Raw genomic sequence first — 16,208 nt, 5'->3', positions numbered from 1 at the left:
TGCCGTAAAAATATGTCGTATGGTATTCTACTATACTTTCGAGTAGGACTTTAATCATGTCTTCTGCTAGGAAAGACATGTATAACATATACATGAAGATGAAGATGTACTCGGGGATCTGAGCTGCATCTAAATGGAGGCAAATGAATGAGTGATAAACAATTAAGCAGGGTAAAGCCAAAACCCAAAAAGAAAAAGAATAGATTAAGAACGTGGGGAATTGTCCTTCTGGTTCTTGTTATTCTGGGTTCAGGCGCTTATGTATACAGGAAACCTCTTGCCATTATGGCATTTGATTTATTTCTGTCTGATCATGTGGAGCAGAAATTGCAGAAATCCTATGCCCCTCTTCAAGGGGAGAAACCCAAGCCGGTGGTCTATCAGACCAAGCCGTTTACCGCGCTTCTTCTTGGGGTAGATCAGCGGGATAACGAGCCAGCACGTTCGGATACGATGATCTATGCGGTGATTCGGCCTAAAGATTCCAAGGTGTTGCTCATTTCAATTCCGCGGGATACGTACACTGAGATTGTAGGCAAGCACAAAAAGGATAAGATCAACCATGCATACGCGTTCGGCGGGGAAAAGATGTCTAAGGATACCGTAGAAGCTTTCCTGGGGCATAAGGTAGAGTATTATGCTGCCATTAACTTCAAAGGTCTGCGGGACGTCGTTGACGCGCTGGGCGGCGTGGAGCTGCCAATTACGAAGGATATTGTGAACAAAGCCAAGGAACACGAGAAGTTCACGATCAAGGCAAACCAGCCTATCTATAACGGGAAGGACGCCCTTAATTTCGTCCGTTACCGGGAAGACAGTGACTTTAACCGGACCAAGAGACATCAGGTCTTCCTGAATGCAATGGTTAGCCGGGTTCTAAAGCTGGATCAAGTCGGTAAAATTCCTGAGCTGATGGACATCGCGGGTGCGAACTTCAAGACAGATATTATGCCAAACAATATTATTGATCTTGCTAAACAGCTGTTGACCGGGGAGAATCCGCCGCAGATTTACAGTTTTACAATCATGGGCAAAGGTGTCCGTATGAATAATATCTTCTATGACCTGGCTGATAAGAAGGATGTGGCTTATGCCGAACAGCTGATTGAAAGCTGGTCTGATCCGAATACAGCAGCTTCACAGCTTATGATTCCTGAGAAGCAGGCCGTTGAATGAGCGTCCTAGAGATGCCATAATATATACAGAAACTGGATGGGTACATCTGCTTTTTGTATGGAGGAGATGTCTGTTCGGCAGTCCGGGGTACCGGCTGCCGATTTTTTCGCCCTGTGAGAAAACGGGCAGGGGTCCATACGGTCCATGGGGGCTTATACTTTCTTGACCTTTAAGAAAGGATAGAGGAGGCTTATTGTTCAATGAATATCGCGTTTTTCCTGCTGCCGAAAAGTGAGGTCGCAACGGTTACTCTGGATTCCACACTAAGACAAACGCTGGAACGCATGGAGTACCATCGTTATACGGCTGTCCCGATTATTGATAGACACGGGGTTTATGTTGGCACAATTACGGAAGGAGATCTGTTGTGGTACATGAAGAATTCTCAAGGTAAGGTGACTTTTGAGAACGCTTCGAAATACTTGCTGAAGGATATCCCGCTTAGACTGGATATCAAGCCAGTCTCGATTGACGAAGATATGGAGGACCTGATTAATTTGGCCAAGGTCCAGAACTTTGTTCCAGTTGTGGATGACATGAACCGGTTCATCGGCATCGTCCGCCGCAGCCAAATCATCGAATACTGTGAGAAATTTGTATCCCGTGGTGAAGCAGCGCCCAGACAATAGGGCACGGGAGCATCCTGTCAGTCACATACCGGCCTTGGGCTGGCCACCGGGTTTTATGCTATAATGGAGAATAAAGCTTTTTCTAGGAGAGAGAGTGATTGGTCTACTATGCATAAAGAAATGGATGTAGCCAAACGGGCGAAGGTCATTGAGTGGCTGAAAACGGAAGTCGTCGATCATGTATCCCGTCTGTTCAAAGCTCTGTGGGAGGGCAGCACGACCCGGATTACCGACAGTCTCGCCAGTCTGATTGTGAGCGGGTATATATTAGGCAGAAGACTGGGCATCTCATATCGTGACTTGGATGAGAATATTATGGAGAAGCTGAAGAAGCACAAGCAGGAAGGCCATCAGCTTGAGGATTGGTATCAAGACATTTCTGCATTGGAAGAACATATGCGTAAGAGGTGAACCTATTTGAAATTTCACTGGACATCCGTTGCCTGGAGCGTGGTCTATTTCCTACTCCTGCTATCTCTGATAACGCCGTTGACTGTGATCACGGCTTTGTTCCTTCTGGTGCCAGGCGTAGTGCTCTACTCAACCTTATCCAAAACATCATTTATTGTGCACATTGTGCCTGTATTAGTTCTCTTATTTTTAGTATTTAATTCAGTATTGTCTAACTCTCTATTTATCTTGATCCCGCTCTATTTCCTGGTTCCTTCTGTGGTTATGGGACATCTGTATAAAAAAAGAGCGTCCGCGCTGCGGACCGTATTATTTGGGGCGGGAACGATCCTGCTGGAGTTCATTCTGCTGCTGCTGATCAGCACACTGTTCTTCGACTTCAATCTCGTACAAACAATTGAGGATGTGATCAACTCTACCGCCTCACCGTTCAGGGACATGGCCGGCAGTGGTCTTGCGCCAGGCCTGGCTTGGACGGAAGAAATGACGCGTCAGCTGTCCAGTCTCACGGTGCGGATGATTCCTTTCACCATGACGGTCACCTCGCTTGCTATTGCGATTGTGACCCATGCGGTGACGCGGCCGACGCTCAGCAGTATGGGGCAGATTACACCGAAGATGAAGCCGCTGCGGGACTGGAGACTGCCTCGTTCCCTGGTCTGGTATTATATTATTGGTCTGATCGTGCAGATGTTTGCGGGCGAGGCGGCTCGTCAGGGATTCCTTGGAACCGTACTGCTTAACCTGATGCCGCTGCTTCAATTCGGCTTCATTATCCAAACAGCAGGTTTCTTCTTCTTTCTGGCCTATCAGAGAAAATGGAACTTGGCCATACCTATCCTGCTGACCATCGCACTTGTGTTCGTTCGCCCTTTATGGCTTATTGGTGTGTTTGACATTGCTTTTCCGCTGCGGGACATGATTACTAGATCAAGACGATAGGGTGAGAAGGCATGCCAAATTTATTGCAAAAGCGCTGGTACGGCTATCAGACCGTGTGGGCGTTCATGCTCATGCTGCTGCTTGTCATTTTCGTATCCTATTACAATTGGATTCTGGGTCTGGTAGGTCTGTGCCTGGTATGTGCGTTAGCCTACATCATGCTTCAAGCGGAGCGAAGATTCCGGAAGGACATGGTTCAATATATTACGGAGCTTACCTTCCGCATCAAAAGGGTGGAAGGGGAGGCCATCAGCAGGCTGCCATTCGGCGTCCTGTTGTACGCCGAGGATAAGACGGTAGAGTGGCATAACCGCTTCGTGAAGGGCATGTTCGGCCGCGGGAGTGTGGTCGGGGTTAGCCTGCAGGAGCTTCTGCCGCCCCTCCCTCAGCTGAGCCGTGACAAGCGGGAAGGGGAGCACAACCGTTCGACGGTGGAAGTTGTGGTCAATGGCCGCTATTACGAGTTGACGATTCAGGCTGACGAACGCCTGATCTATGTTCATGATATGACCGAGCTTGCCGTTCTGAGGGAGAAGTATGAAGACGAGCGGCTCGCTCTGGGTATTATTATGCTCGACAATCTGGATGAGGCCTCCCAAGGGATGGACGACCAGCAGAGGGCGGCCCTTATTGCGCGTGTAGCTGCCGCTTTAACGGCGTGGGCGAAGCAGTACAGAGTGTATCTGCGGCGGCTGTCCTCCGAGAGATACCTGATGATGTTCAACCATCTGTCGCTGAAGGAGCTTGAGCAGAGCCGGTTCGTCATCCTGGATGAGGTGCGGGAGATGACAGCCGAGCTTAAGGTGCCGATTACCCTCAGCATAGGACTCGCCTTTGGTACGGAGAGCATCAGTGAGCTTGGCGAGCTGGCACAATCGAGTCTGGATATGGCTCTGGGTCGTGGTGGAGACCAGGCAGCTGTGAAGTCCGGACAGCGGCTGAGCTTCTACGGAGGCAAGACGACAGCAGTTGAGAAGCGGACCCGCGTGCGTGCACGGGTGATTGCCCATGCCCTGCGTGATTTGATGCAGGAAAGCGACCGAGTGATGATTATGGGCCACAGGGTGCCTGATCTTGATGTAATTGGAGCCTCTATCGGGGTGCTGAAAGCCGCGGATATGTACCGTGTGGAAGCCCACATTGTCTTAGAAGGCGTGAATCCAGCGGTCGAGCGAATTATGGAGCGAATTGAGAAGGACGAACCGCTTAGGAAAAGATTTATTTCTCCTGAGCAGGCGATGGCCATGGTGACGGAGAATACGCTGCTTGTGATTGTGGATACACATAAGGCTTCGATGACGATGGAGCCGCGGCTGGTGGAAGCCGCACGCCGGGTTGTGATTGTTGACCATCACCGGCGCGGTGAGGAGTTTATTAATGATGCGGTTCTGGTATACCTGGAGCCGTATGCCTCCTCGGCATGTGAGCTGGTCACCGAGCTGCTTCAGTACATTCACGAGAAAGTGGAGCTGAGTCCACTGGAGGCCACGGCCCTATTGGCCGGGATTACTGTGGATACGAAGCATTTTGCGCTGCATACGGGATCGCGGACGTTCGAAGCGGCGGGCTTCCTCCGCCGGAGCGGGGCGGATACCGTTATGGTGCAGCGGATTCTGAAAGAAGACCTTCAAGAATATATCGAGAAGGCCGAGATTATTAAACATGCCCGCATGCTTCATGGGCATATCGCTTTGGCGGTAACGGAACCGAACCGTAAAATTCCGCAGCTGCTGATTGCCCAAGTGGCCGATACTCTGCTTAACATGACCAATGTTCTGGCCTCGTTCGTGATCAGTGAGCGGCCGGACGGGAAGATCGGCATCAGTGCGAGATCGCTGGGCACGATGAACGTGCAGGTGGTCATGGAGCGGCTGGGCGGCGGAGGGCATCTGACCAATGCGGCAGCCCAGCTGGACTGTTCGCAGGCGGAAGCGGAGAAACGGCTGCTCGAAGTGCTTGATGAAATTGAGAAGAAAGAGGGGTTATTCGAATGAAAGTAATTTTCTTGCAGGACGTTAAAGGACAAGGCAAAAAGGGGCAGGTTAAAGAGGTTTCTGAGGGATACGCGCAGAACTTCCTGCTGCCTAAGGGTCTGGTTAAGCCGGCGACCCAAGGCAATATGAAGACGCTGGAGAACCAATCGGCTGCAGAGCTTAGACGCAAGCAGCAGGAGAAGGAAGAGGCGATCCAGCTTGGCAAGAAGCTGGAGGAGCTGACTGTAGGTCTGAAAGCAAAATCGGGGGAAGGCGGCCGTCTGTTTGGGGCCATCACCAGCAAGCAGATTGCGGAAGGTCTTCAGGGGCTTGGTATCAAGATTGACAAGCGCAAAATTGAACTGAATGACCCGATCCGTACGTTGGGGGTTACCCAGGTAACAGTTAAGCTTCATCCAGAAGTAAAAACAACGCTCAAGGTCCAAGTGACGGAGGAATAAGATGGGCGCAGAGTTATTTATCGACCGAATTCCTCCTCAGAACCTGGAAGCAGAGCAGGCGGTTCTCGGTGCCATTCTGCTGCAGTCCGAAGCGTTAATTACCGCGATGGAACGGGTGCGTACCGAGGACTTCTACGATAAGTCTCATCAAATGATCTATGAAGCCATGATTGAGCTTGGGGAGGCTGGCGAGCCGATTGATCTGATTACCCTGACCTCAAGGCTTCAGGATAAAGGCGAGCTGGAGGAGGTCGGCGGGGTCAGCCATTTGGCCAGATTAGCCCATGCTGTGCCGACAGCGGCCAACGTGGATTATTATGCCCGGATTATAGAAGAGAAATCGATGCTGCGCAGGTTGATCCGCACAGCCACCCAGATCGTCAGCGATGGTTATACAAGCGGTGACGATGTGGGCGGCATGTTGAGCGATGCGGAGCGCCGGATTCTGGAGATATCCAACGGGCGCTCGGGCAGCGGCTTTATTGCCATCCGCGATGTGCTTATGGAAGTGTTCGAGCGGGTGGAGGAGCTGCATCAGAACCGCGGCACGACTACCGGAGTCTCGTCCGGGTTCGTGGACCTGGACAAGATGACCTCCGGATTTCAGCGCAACGACCTCATAATTGTGGCTGCCCGTCCTTCCGTAGGTAAGACGGCGTTCGCCTTGAATATAGCCCAGAATGCGGCTGTACGCAGCAAGGAGACGGTAGCGATCTTCAGTCTGGAGATGTCCGCCGCCCAGCTGGTGCAGCGGATGATCTGTGCGGAAGCGAACCTGGACGCGGGGGTTATGCGGACAGGGGACTTCAAGAGCGATGATGATTGGTCCAAGCTGACGATGGGCATTGCGGCCCTGTCTGAAGCGGAGATTTATATTGATGATACGCCAGGCGTTACCGTGGCCGATATTCGTGCCAAGTGCCGCCGCCTCAAGAAGGAGAGAGGCCTCGGCATGATTGTAATCGACTACCTGCAGCTGATTCACGGCCGGGGTAAAGCGGGCGAGAACCGTCAGCAGGAGGTATCGGAGATCTCCCGTACCCTGAAGCAGATTGCCCGTGAGCTTGAAGTGCCGGTTATTGCGCTCTCCCAGCTCAGCCGGGGTGTGGAGCAGCGTCAGGACAAGCGTCCGATGATGTCCGACCTTCGGGAATCCGGTTCTATCGAGCAGGATGCCGATATTGTCGCGTTCTTGTACCGCGATGACTATTACAACCAGGAGACCGAGAAGAAGAATATTATCGAGATTATCATTGCCAAACAGCGTAATGGCCCAGTAGGTACGGTCGAGCTGGTTTTTTTGAAGAACTACAACAAGTTTGCGAATTATGAGCGGGCACATGCCGATCCTTTTGCAGGATAAATAGAGAGAGCAATTGAACTTTTAACCTTATAAATTTGTATATTCCCGAACAATTCTGCACAGAGGTGTGGAATTGTTCGTTTTTGATTTGACTTTAAAAAAGCGGACTGGTACACTGATATTGCTGCTTTAGGGCAGTAAATGGTTGCAATGCGTATAATGTCCAAGACGTTCCATAAGCTAAGCGAATGGCAGCACCGTTTGCTTTGAAGGTTTATGGGTAGTTATTTTGAGTGAAAATAAAGGTGCGGGTGCACCGGCGGGGGAATGTACATGTCAACAGTAGTCGTTGTGGGGACACAATGGGGAGACGAAGGCAAAGGCAAAATCACGGATTATCTGGCGGAAAGCGCCGATGTGGTGGCCCGTTATCAAGGCGGTAACAACGCCGGTCACACTATACTGATTGATGGGAAGAAGTACAAACTTAGCTTGATTCCATCCGGAGTTTTTTATGAAGATAAAATCTGTGTCATCGGCAATGGAATGGTTATCAATCCGGAAGCGTTGATTCAGGAGATCACATACATTCATGACAATGGCTTCAGTACGAAGAACTTGAGAATCAGCGACCGCGCACATGTGATTCTGCCTTATCATATGCTGCTGGATGCGCTGGAAGAGGACCGCAAGGGGCCGAACAAGATCGGAACGACCCGTAAGGGGATTGGTCCGGCTTATATGGACAAGGCGGCCAGAAACGGAATCCGGATCGCAGACCTGCTTGATGCGGAGGAGTTCGAATTAAAACTTCGCCATCTGGTCAAGGAGAAGAACCATATTATTCAGCAGGTATATGGTGCCGAGCCGCTGAATGTGGAGGAGATTCTCAAGCAGTATCTGGAGTATGCAGAATTCATCCGTCCGTATGTTACGGATACTTCTGTTGTTCTGAACGATGCAATTGATGAGGATAAGAAGGTTCTGTTCGAGGGTGCGCAGGGCGTTATGCTGGATATTGACCAGGGGACCTATCCGTTCGTTACTTCTTCCAACCCGTCCGCTGGCGGAGTATGCATTGGCTCAGGCGTTGGACCATCGAAGATCAAACAGGTTATCGGTGTGGCGAAGTCTTACACGACGCGTGTCGGTGATGGCCCATTTCCTACAGAGCTGCATGATGAAATCGGCGATCAGATCCGGGAGACTGGACATGAGTACGGAACCGTTACAGGCCGCCCGCGGCGCGTGGGCTGGTTCGATAGTGTCGTTGTGCGCCATGCCCGCCGTGTGAGCGGTCTGACAGGGTTGTCACTGAACTCTCTGGACGTGCTTACAGGTCTAGAGACCGTGAAGATCTGCACCGGGTACAAGTACCGCGGTGAGGTAATCACACACTATCCGGCAAGCCTTAAGATGCTGGCGGAGTGCGAAGCCGTCTATGAAGAGCTTCCAGGCTGGAGCGAAGATATTACCGGTGCGAAGACGCTGGAGGATCTTCCTGAGACAACACGGAATTACGTGAAGCGTGTATCTGAGTTGACGGGCATTCCAATTGCTATTTTCTCCGTTGGACGCAACCGGAATCAGACGAATCAGGTGCTTCCAATTTACGAATAAGCAAGTACAGAGCTGTTCCCGGGTCCGGTATGGACTGCGGGGAACAGCTTTTTTATTTCCACATGCGCGGAGTGCTGATGTTTGCTGACCCGGAAATATCTACGGCCTTTGGTATTCCTCAGTGATTTCAATGATAGTTACCCAAACCCAAACCCAAACCCAAACCCGTTGTAGCCGCGGGATCAAAGAGTCCTCCTCTTAGACTTTTTCCCAAATCCTAGGTAGAAAAAGTGCCTAAAAGGGCAATACTTAAGCCTAAGTAAGCCAATGTGCGGCTGGGAAAAGGAGGAGTAACGGATGAAATGGGCCTCAAGAGCTGCTGTGATTGCACTGGGAACCATATTGGTCTGCGCCATGACTATTCTGACAACGGGATATGTTGTTAATGCGTATGTTCAGTCTTTGTTAACAAGCTTAAATATTAAGTGGGAGGGGCAGCCTACAAGCTTTGGGGGCATGCTTCAGAGTGCAGTGGGACTTGGTGGCGGTAGTGGGAGCACAGCTAAGAAGGAGAAGGCTGAGTCCAAGGAGCAAGAACAAACGAAGGCACAAACAGATACGCCAGCAGGAACACAGACAGGGACACATGGAGAAGCTCAGGGCCTAAGCGGGCCTGAACATAAGGAGACAGGGAGCCTAGGGCAAAGATCAACGGGCGATAATGCTGCCGCTCTGGGACAAGAGTCCACCGGGGCAGGAGTGCCGGATAAAGGGCCTAAGTCTGGTGATGGTGTGGAAGATAATGGTGGTACGAAAGGTACCAGCCAGGGGATTCCAGAGAATGCCGTACCGGTAATGGGTGGGGAATCTTCGTCTTCTTCCTCGGAGTCAAAAGATGAGATGGTGATTACACCGGATGATCTGGCGGCAAAGAAGAAGGAACTGGCAGACAAGGACAAGGCGGAAATCTTTCAAATTCTGATGAACAAGCTTCCGCAAAAAGAGATGCAGTCGATTACAGCTTCGCTGGAAGACGGTCTGACAGAGACCGAAATGATTGATATTCAGCAGGTGCTGTCCAAATATCTGGACAAGACGGAATATGCTAAAATAATGAATATGTTAGGGAAATAATCGAAGCAGAAAAAATTAACAATATTGTTACTAACGGATGAACATGCCGGATATAAGCCATAATAGGAAAACCCGCGATTTTAGCGGGTTTTTCACATTTTTTACAAAGTTGAAATAGCCGTTCGAATTATGTTAAGGTTAGTTAGTGTTTAAAAGGTTAATTTTTTGACACTATTTGGGGAGTTATCCACCTCTTTTTGAAATCAGGAAATAAAAAGGAGAGCATCATGAAGGGTTCCAACAAGATACAGAGGTTACGAATCGGTATGGCTGCTGCAGCTGGAGGTTTGCTGGTTGCTGGCACCCTGCTGTGGGCGGGCCATCAATATGTGGAGGCGAATACGGTTCCCTATTACCGGGTATATAAGGATGGCCGGGAGGTAGGCACGGTGCGAAGCAAGGAGTCATTACAGAAACTGTACGACAGCACCCAAGCCGAGTACGAGCGGAAATATCCGGCGGCTGAAATCAAGCTGGATACCCAAGGGATTACTACAGTGTATGAGCAGGCCTATAAGGCGGATATAGAACAGGATACGGCTATCGCGAAGCTTGGCACATTGCTTAAGCCTACCGCTGTGGGCGTGGAGCTGAAGGTAGATGGGAAGACGGTTGGTATTGTTAAAGATCAAGCGACGGCCGACAAGGTACTAAACCAGGTGAAGAGTAAGTACATACCGGAAGCAGCAGTGCCTGTTTTTGCAAGTAAAGTGCAGCGGACCTCTTACACACCGGGTGAAGCCAAGAAACCGGCAGCCGGACAGGCAGCCGCACTTATAGAGTCTGCTGTATTTGTGGAGAAGGTTGCGAAAAGGACTGTTGAGACTGACCCTGCGAAGGTGATGACCCCAGAAGAGGCCGTAAACAAGCTCGTTCGCGGAGAGAAAGAGACAGTAACCTATAAAGTTCAGCCCGGCGATACAATCAGCTCGATTGCCAAGGCTGCGGGAATCAGCCAAAAGGAACTGAGAAGCATGAACCCCGGTGTCAAGGAGACCGCGATACAGATCGGTGCCGATCTGAACCTGTCTGTTTCAGAGCCGATCTTAACAGTGAAGACCGTGGAGAGCATTTCGAAGGAAGCAGCGAGCAAGCCGGATGTTCAGATTCGTAAAACCAATCAGCTGCGCAAAGGCATTACCAAAGTGGTAGCTCCCGGCGTTGAAGGAAAGAAGCTGATGTCCTTCCGTGTCGTTAAGGAGAACGGACAAGTTGTTCAGAAACAGTTCTTGAGTCAAAAGGTGATCAGTGCGTCCCAGCCCAAGGTAATTCTGCAAGGGACGAAGGTGGTCAGCACGGCAGGCAGCGGCCGGTTCGCATGGCCGGTCTCCGCTCATTCGATTACAAGCCGCTTCGGGGAACGCTGGAACAAGCTGCACAAAGGGATTGATATGATCTCATCCAACTCCAGCATCATGGCCGCGGACGGCGGGACCGTAAGTTTTGCGGGCGTGAAGACTGGCTATGGCAACTGTATCATCATCAGACATGGCAACGGGTATGAGACTTTGTACGGGCACCTTAGCCGCATTGATGTGAAGCGGGGGGACAAGGTGGAGAAGGGTGAACATATTGGAGTGATGGGTGATACGGGCCATTCTTTCGGAATTCACCTTCACTTTGAGATTCACCGGAACGGAGAGCTTCAGAATCCGATCAAGTACTTGAGCTAAAGTAAGTTGAACAGCTGCTTGCACGGATGAGGGCATCCTGGTGAGATAAAATAGGGCTTAGCCTCTCTTCCAAGCTACTTTGGAATTCGTGGATATATACTGCAGCATCCGGGACAAGTAAGGGGTTCCGGGTGCTTTTTTGTGAGTGGAGAGTGGAGGTTATGAGATAGCCTGAGAGGGGATCTGGATTTTAATGGTTATTTTTATGACAGTTTAGGATACGGGGCCCCAGGTGTGCTAAAATAGAGGAAGTGTGGGTGAAAGCCTGAAAATATGGGGTGAAAGAGAGAATGCAGGGGAAAATTCTAGTCGTAGATGATGAACAGCCAATTGCGGATATTCTAAAATTTAATTTAGAAAAAGAGGGGTATGAAGTTATTCTCGCCTTCGATGGAATCAGCGCCGCAGAGCTTGCTTTGTCTGAACGCCCGGACCTGATTCTGCTCGACCTGATGCTGCCTGGCAAGGATGGCATGGATGTGTGCCGGGAAGTGCGGGCGAAGCTTGAGACCCCTATTATTATGCTCACAGCCAAGGATGGGGAGATTGATAAAGTGCTCGGTCTTGAGCTGGGTGCCGATGATTATGTGACCAAGCCTTTCAGCACAAGAGAGCTGCTAGCCCGGGTCAAGGCGCAAATGCGGCGGCGCCAGAGCAAGCCGGAAGAGGCGGCAGGGAATGGGGCCGGCAGCCAGGGACTTCATTTGTTTGATTTATTCATAGATACAGACATGTATACCGTATATAAGAATGGTGAACCGCTGGATTTGACCCACCGGGAATATGAGCTTGTCTACTACATGGCGCGGAATGCCGGAAAGGTGATGACGCGCGAGCATTTGCTGCAGGCCGTATGGGGCTTTGAGTATTTCGGGGACGTCCGGACGGTGGATGTGACGATCCGGCGGCTTAGAGAGAAGATTGAGGATGACCCGAGCAAGCCGGAATATATTTTGACGCGGCGGGGACTTGGTTATTTGATGAGAAGCTCGAAAACGGGTGGTTTCTAGTCATGAGACTGAAGCTGAAGCTGCCTGCTTTCTTCCGTACAATTCAAGCTAAGCTGATTATTATCTATGTCTTGCTAATCCTGATCGCGATGCAGTTGATCGGGGTTTATTTCGTCAGTGCGATGAAAAATTCCCTGACCAGCAACTTCACCCAGGAGCTGAAGGCCCGGGCTGAGCTGCTGTCGGTGCTGGCCGCGCAGAATCTGGGCACCGCAGGGACGGCGGAGACCCGGGGGGAGAAGCTCGATAACCTCGGTGTGCTGGTGGAGAACTTATTCAATCAGCCGGGTGCGGAGATTCAGGTGCTTGATTCCAGCGGCAAGGTGCTTAAGACATCCAAGTGGTCCCATGCTGATTATGTGGGCCGCAAGAATACACAGACAGTAGTTAGTATGGCGCTTCAGGGGATTGAAGATAACGAGGAATATATTATCGATGATGACAACATCCGCAAAAAGGTGGTAGCCAAGCCCGTAGTAAGTGACGGTAAGATCGTTGGCGCCATCTATATTGCCGCTTCGATGAGTGAGCTGTATGCGACCATGGACCGGATCAACAGCATCTTCATCTCGGGGATTCTGCTGGCTCTTGGTCTGACGGCGATCTTGGGCGTAATTCTAGCCCATACCATTACCTCGCCGATCAAAGAGCTTACCCGGCGGGCTACGGCCGTGGCTGAAGGCCAGCTGTACCAGAAGGTGCCTGTGCTGGGGAACGATGAAATCGGCCAGCTCAGCAACGCCTTTAATTATATGACCAGCCGGCTGCGGGATGCGCTCGCCCAGAATGAAGAGGAGAAGGAGAAGCTGGCATCGATTCTCACCAATATGAGCGATGGGGTGATCGCCACCGATGAGCTGGGGACCGTGATCCTCATGAATCGGCGGGCCAGCGCGATGCTGTTCACGGAAGGCGAGGACAAGCTTGGAACGAGCATCCAGAGCCTGCTCAGCCTGCCGAAGGATGGGAATACCACCTTCGTGCAGGGCGGCATGCCGACCGAACTCCTGGAGATCGATACGCCGGAGGGCGGGACATCGTTGATCCGGGTGACCTTTACGCCGATCCATCGGCGTGAATTCGGGATCATCGGTACGATTGCCGTGCTTCAGGATGTCACGGAGCAGGAGAAGCTGGAGGCATCCCGCCGTGAGTTCGTGGCGAATGTCTCCCACGAGCTGCGCACTCCGCTGACGACCATCAAGAGCTACACCGAAGCGCTGGAGGACGGCGCGCTGCAGGACCCGGCTCTTGGACCCCGCTTCGTCGGCGTGATCCAGAACGAGACCGAGCGGATGATCCGCCTGGTCACGGATCTGCTGCATCTGTCCCGGCTCGATTCCAAGGAATCGCCGCTGCGGATGCAGATGACCGGGATTGCCGAGATGCTGGACGAGGTGGCTGACCGGTTTTCTTTTCAGATGCAGGAGAAGGAGATCGACATCCATGTTGAAGTGGAGCAAGGCATCCATGAGGTGGCGCTTGACCGGGATCAGATTGACCAGGTGCTGGACAACCTGATTTCCAATGCAATGAAATATACCGCTGGCGGGTCGATTGCAATCAAGGCTCGCAGAACCGAAGATGGAATGCTGGCGATCTCGGTTCAGGATACCGGAATCGGAATTCCTAAGAAGGATTTGGACCGTATTTTTGAACGCTTTTACCGCGTGGACAAGGCCCGTTCGCGCAATATGGGCGGCACTGGGCTTGGATTATCCATTGCCCGGGAAATTGTCAAAGCGCATGGGGGGACGATCTCCCTGGAATCCGAACTTGGCAAGGGCACGACAGTCACCTTCACCTTACCGATGGAGATGAGAGGGGGCGGAGAGCTGTGAAGGAGACAGTGAAGTCCACGGTGCTTCTGCTGCTGATCCTCTGCAGCTTGGTTCAGAGTTATTTCCTGATTTACCGGCTTCCCGGCAACAATCCGGTGGTGAAGTCGGAGAGCGACTATGTGAAGACGGACAATATGGGTGCGGAGATGAAGGCGGAGGAACTGGTCTACCCGGCGGAGATGATTGTGCATATGGGCAGCGGCAAGCATACTATCTTCTACCCAGGATCAACCTTCTACAAGTTGATTAATACGCGCCTGCAGGGCCGGTTATTCGGCGGGTTCCAGCGCTATGACACAAGTGGAATGAACTGGAATACCATCCGGAAGCAGAATGAGGGCATTGAGCTGCGGTTTGGCGCAGGAGTTCCAGTAGCGATGCTGCAGAAGGTTATGCAAATCTCCAATGATCTGATGCTTCAAGAGGAGACGATCAACCGGATTCTGATCTACAATGTGAAGAGCGAGGACAAGGTCCGCGCATTCTTCTTCAGCTCACGGGGCGGGGCGGTGTATGAAGCCAAGAGTGCCGACTTGACGGTGCAGGATGTACGGCAGCAGGTCGGCTTTGGCAGAGAATGGACACCGTCGTACACTCTGATGGACAGCGGTTATTATGTGCCAGATACGAAAATTGGGGCCCTTGAGGTGACCCTCAAGACAGGAGTCTTCACAACGGATCAAATGCAGAAGAGCCTGTTCGCGGACCCGAGCATTACCCGGAATATCCGGGAGAAGGATGGCTCCGAAATTTATACAGATATCAAGCGAAGTCTGCAATTCAAGCAGAATCAGAACTGGATTAACTATACCGACCCGGCGGCATCGGGCGGTACAGATAATAATATCGGGAAGAACGCCCTATCCGCGGTGGAGTTCGTCAACCAGCACGGCGGATGGGATAATACGGCCGGTTCCTCTTACCGGATGGAAGTAACCAGCGAAGCTGAGTTCAGCGGAGACAGCAAGCGCCGCCAGGATCTGGTGACGTTCCAGCAGTATTATAAGTCCCTGCCGATCCTGGATCTGGATGCGTTCCATTATGGCGTGATGAGGCTGGACATGCATCAGGGGATGGTGACGAGCTATGAGCGGTCACTGATCTATACCCGCAGTATGGATATGGGCAAGACCGTTAAGAGACAACTGCCTGGCGGCAAAGAGCTTGCCGCGCTGGTGAATAAGGCGGCGAAGGACAGAACCGTAAGCTGGCTGTATCCTGCGTATCAGCCGCTCCTTACAGGCGAGGAGCTTCAGCTCCAGCCGGTCTGGGTGCTGGTATTCAGCAGCGGTGAGAAGCAAATTTTGCAGCAGGGTTTCTGAGAATCAACCCGGGAAAGGGGGATGAGGGATGCATTGGGGAAGAGCGAAGAATGTGTTGATCTATGCTTTTCTGCTGCTTAATCTGGTGCTCGGTTATCAGCTGTGGATGGATAAACGCGATCAGGCGAGCGCCAATTTGGACCTCACCTCCTTGACCGAGAGCACACAGCGGAGTATGGATGAGAAACAGATTCAGGTGCGGGCTCAGATTCCGGCAGAGACCCCGGCCCTGCCCAAGATTAACTATAGGCTGATTAAGCCTACTGGAAGCGAGCCGATCAAGCTGGCAGAGCCGGTTGACAGCAGGTTGATTTTTAATGCGAAAGGGCTCGTAAGTGCTCTGGAGTCTCAAATCCCTCAGATCGGCAGCTACCGTTATGATCAGGAGAGCAGCATGGACAGTGTGTTCATCCTTCATCCCCTGGCTCTGGAGGAATGGCCGCTGTTTAATATTAATCTGGAGCTGAACTATAGCAATCAGAAGGTTATATCTTACCGGATGGAATCGATTGAGGTGGTTCAGATGGATGAGGAGAAGGCGCAGCCGGTGCTGCCCGCTTCCAAGGCGCTTGGGTTTCTGATTGATAAATTTCTGCCGAAAAGGACGATTGTGACCGATATCGAGCTTGGTTATTACGGACAAGTGTTCAATTCGGAGGCCCAGGTGGCTGCGCCAGCCTGGAGATTCACTCTGGGCAACGGGGAGAAGTATTACGTTCTAGGCAGCGGAGATGTGATCAGTCCGGATGCAGAGAAAATAAAGGAGTAATCAG

The 16,208-nt window shown here is 51.6% G+C and carries 14 protein-coding genes; all 14 read left to right on the top strand.

Annotated features, from left to right (window positions below):
- Positions 1-147 precede the first annotated feature (147 nt).
- The 14 genes from BN6628_RS24920 (at position 148) to yycI (ending at position 16,204) form a co-directional block, all read left to right on the top strand.
- Positions 148-1,176, top strand: a complete 1,029-nt coding sequence (locus BN6628_RS24920) for an LCP family protein (protein ID WP_068621602.1) — start codon at positions 148-150, stop codon at positions 1,174-1,176.
- A 200-nt stretch (positions 1,177-1,376) separates the two neighbouring features.
- Positions 1,377-1,805 (top strand): CBS domain-containing protein, encoded by a 429-nt coding sequence (locus tag BN6628_RS24915; protein ID WP_068621601.1) that lies wholly within the window; start codon positions 1,377-1,379, stop codon positions 1,803-1,805.
- A 108-nt stretch (positions 1,806-1,913) separates the two neighbouring features.
- Positions 1,914-2,216, top strand: coding sequence for a MazG-like family protein (locus tag BN6628_RS24910; protein WP_068621599.1), 303 nt, complete (start codon positions 1,914-1,916; stop codon positions 2,214-2,216).
- Positions 2,217-2,222: 6 nt separating this feature from the next.
- On the top strand, positions 2,223-3,158 hold the full coding sequence (locus BN6628_RS24905; RefSeq protein ID WP_068621597.1) for a DUF2232 domain-containing protein: 936 nt from the start codon (positions 2,223-2,225) through the stop codon (positions 3,156-3,158).
- Positions 3,159-3,169: 11 nt separating this feature from the next.
- Positions 3,170-5,152 carry a DHH family phosphoesterase gene (locus tag BN6628_RS24900; protein WP_068621596.1) on the top strand — a complete coding sequence of 661 codons (1,983 nt, stop codon included), beginning with the start codon at positions 3,170-3,172 and terminating at the stop codon, positions 5,150-5,152.
- Complete coding sequence (gene rplI / locus BN6628_RS24895) at positions 5,149-5,592, top strand: 50S ribosomal protein L9 (protein WP_068621595.1); 444 nt, start codon at positions 5,149-5,151, stop codon at positions 5,590-5,592. The genes BN6628_RS24900 and rplI overlap by 4 nt, the downstream gene beginning before the upstream one ends.
- Position 5,593: 1 nt before the next feature.
- Positions 5,594-6,955 (top strand): replicative DNA helicase, encoded by a 1,362-nt coding sequence (gene dnaB, locus BN6628_RS24890; RefSeq protein ID WP_068621594.1) that lies wholly within the window; start codon positions 5,594-5,596, stop codon positions 6,953-6,955.
- Positions 6,956-7,228: 273 nt separating this feature from the next.
- A complete protein-coding gene (locus BN6628_RS24885; protein WP_068621593.1) occupies positions 7,229-8,515 on the top strand; it encodes an adenylosuccinate synthase in 1,287 nt (428 codons plus the stop codon).
- Between the two features lie 297 nt (positions 8,516-8,812).
- Positions 8,813-9,589 carry a hypothetical protein gene (locus BN6628_RS24880; protein ID WP_068621592.1) on the top strand — a complete coding sequence of 259 codons (777 nt, stop codon included), beginning with the start codon at positions 8,813-8,815 and terminating at the stop codon, positions 9,587-9,589.
- 227 nt (positions 9,590-9,816) lie between these two features.
- Complete coding sequence (locus BN6628_RS24875) at positions 9,817-11,262, top strand: M23 family metallopeptidase (protein WP_068621591.1); 1,446 nt, start codon at positions 9,817-9,819, stop codon at positions 11,260-11,262.
- 290 nt (positions 11,263-11,552) lie between these two features.
- On the top strand, positions 11,553-12,272 hold the full coding sequence (gene yycF, locus BN6628_RS24870; protein WP_068621589.1) for a response regulator YycF: 720 nt from the start codon (positions 11,553-11,555) through the stop codon (positions 12,270-12,272).
- Between the two features lie 2 nt (positions 12,273-12,274).
- Positions 12,275-14,113 carry a cell wall metabolism sensor histidine kinase WalK gene (gene walK, locus BN6628_RS24865; RefSeq protein ID WP_392397655.1) on the top strand — a complete coding sequence of 613 codons (1,839 nt, stop codon included), beginning with the start codon at positions 12,275-12,277 and terminating at the stop codon, positions 14,111-14,113.
- The gene (locus BN6628_RS24860) at positions 14,110-15,435 is read left to right on the top strand and encodes a YycH family regulatory protein (protein ID WP_068621587.1); all 1,326 of its coding nucleotides are present in this window, start codon (positions 14,110-14,112) and stop codon (positions 15,433-15,435) included. Before walK ends, BN6628_RS24860 begins: the two co-directional genes overlap by 4 nt.
- 28 nt (positions 15,436-15,463) lie before the next feature.
- A complete protein-coding gene (gene yycI, locus BN6628_RS24855) occupies positions 15,464-16,204 on the top strand; it encodes a two-component system regulatory protein YycI (protein WP_068621585.1) in 741 nt (246 codons plus the stop codon).
- Positions 16,205-16,208: the final 4 nt, after the last annotated feature.

The sequence above is a fragment of the Paenibacillus tuaregi genome (assembly GCF_900086655.1).
Classification (GTDB): Bacteria; Bacillota; Bacilli; order Paenibacillales; family Paenibacillaceae; genus Fontibacillus; species Fontibacillus tuaregi.
This window is presented reverse-complemented; position numbering and strand designations above follow the sequence as displayed.

Excerpts from the sequence above, each read along its gene's own strand:
- walK (WP_392397655.1), top strand. The coding sequence starts at position 12,275 with ATGAGACTGAAGCTGAAGCTGCCTGCTTTCTTCCGTACAATTCAAGCT.
- yycI (WP_068621585.1), top strand. The coding sequence starts at position 15,464 with ATGCATTGGGGAAGAGCGAAGAATGTGTTGATCTATGCTTTTCTGCTG.
- BN6628_RS24910 (WP_068621599.1), top strand. The coding sequence starts at position 1,914 with ATGCATAAAGAAATGGATGTAGCCAAACGGGCGAAGGTCATTGAGTGG.
- BN6628_RS24920 (WP_068621602.1), top strand. The coding sequence starts at position 148 with ATGAGTGATAAACAATTAAGCAGGGTAAAGCCAAAACCCAAAAAGAAA.
- BN6628_RS24880 (WP_068621592.1), top strand. The coding sequence starts at position 8,813 with ATGAAATGGGCCTCAAGAGCTGCTGTGATTGCACTGGGAACCATATTG.
- BN6628_RS24900 (WP_068621596.1), top strand. The coding sequence starts at position 3,170 with ATGCCAAATTTATTGCAAAAGCGCTGGTACGGCTATCAGACCGTGTGG.
- rplI (WP_068621595.1), top strand. The coding sequence starts at position 5,149 with ATGAAAGTAATTTTCTTGCAGGACGTTAAAGGACAAGGCAAAAAGGGG.
- yycF (WP_068621589.1), top strand. The coding sequence starts at position 11,553 with ATGCAGGGGAAAATTCTAGTCGTAGATGATGAACAGCCAATTGCGGAT.
- BN6628_RS24915 (WP_068621601.1), top strand. The coding sequence starts at position 1,377 with ATGAATATCGCGTTTTTCCTGCTGCCGAAAAGTGAGGTCGCAACGGTT.
- BN6628_RS24885 (WP_068621593.1), top strand. The coding sequence starts at position 7,229 with ATGTCAACAGTAGTCGTTGTGGGGACACAATGGGGAGACGAAGGCAAA.
- dnaB (WP_068621594.1), top strand. The coding sequence starts at position 5,594 with ATGGGCGCAGAGTTATTTATCGACCGAATTCCTCCTCAGAACCTGGAA.
- BN6628_RS24875 (WP_068621591.1), top strand. The coding sequence starts at position 9,817 with ATGAAGGGTTCCAACAAGATACAGAGGTTACGAATCGGTATGGCTGCT.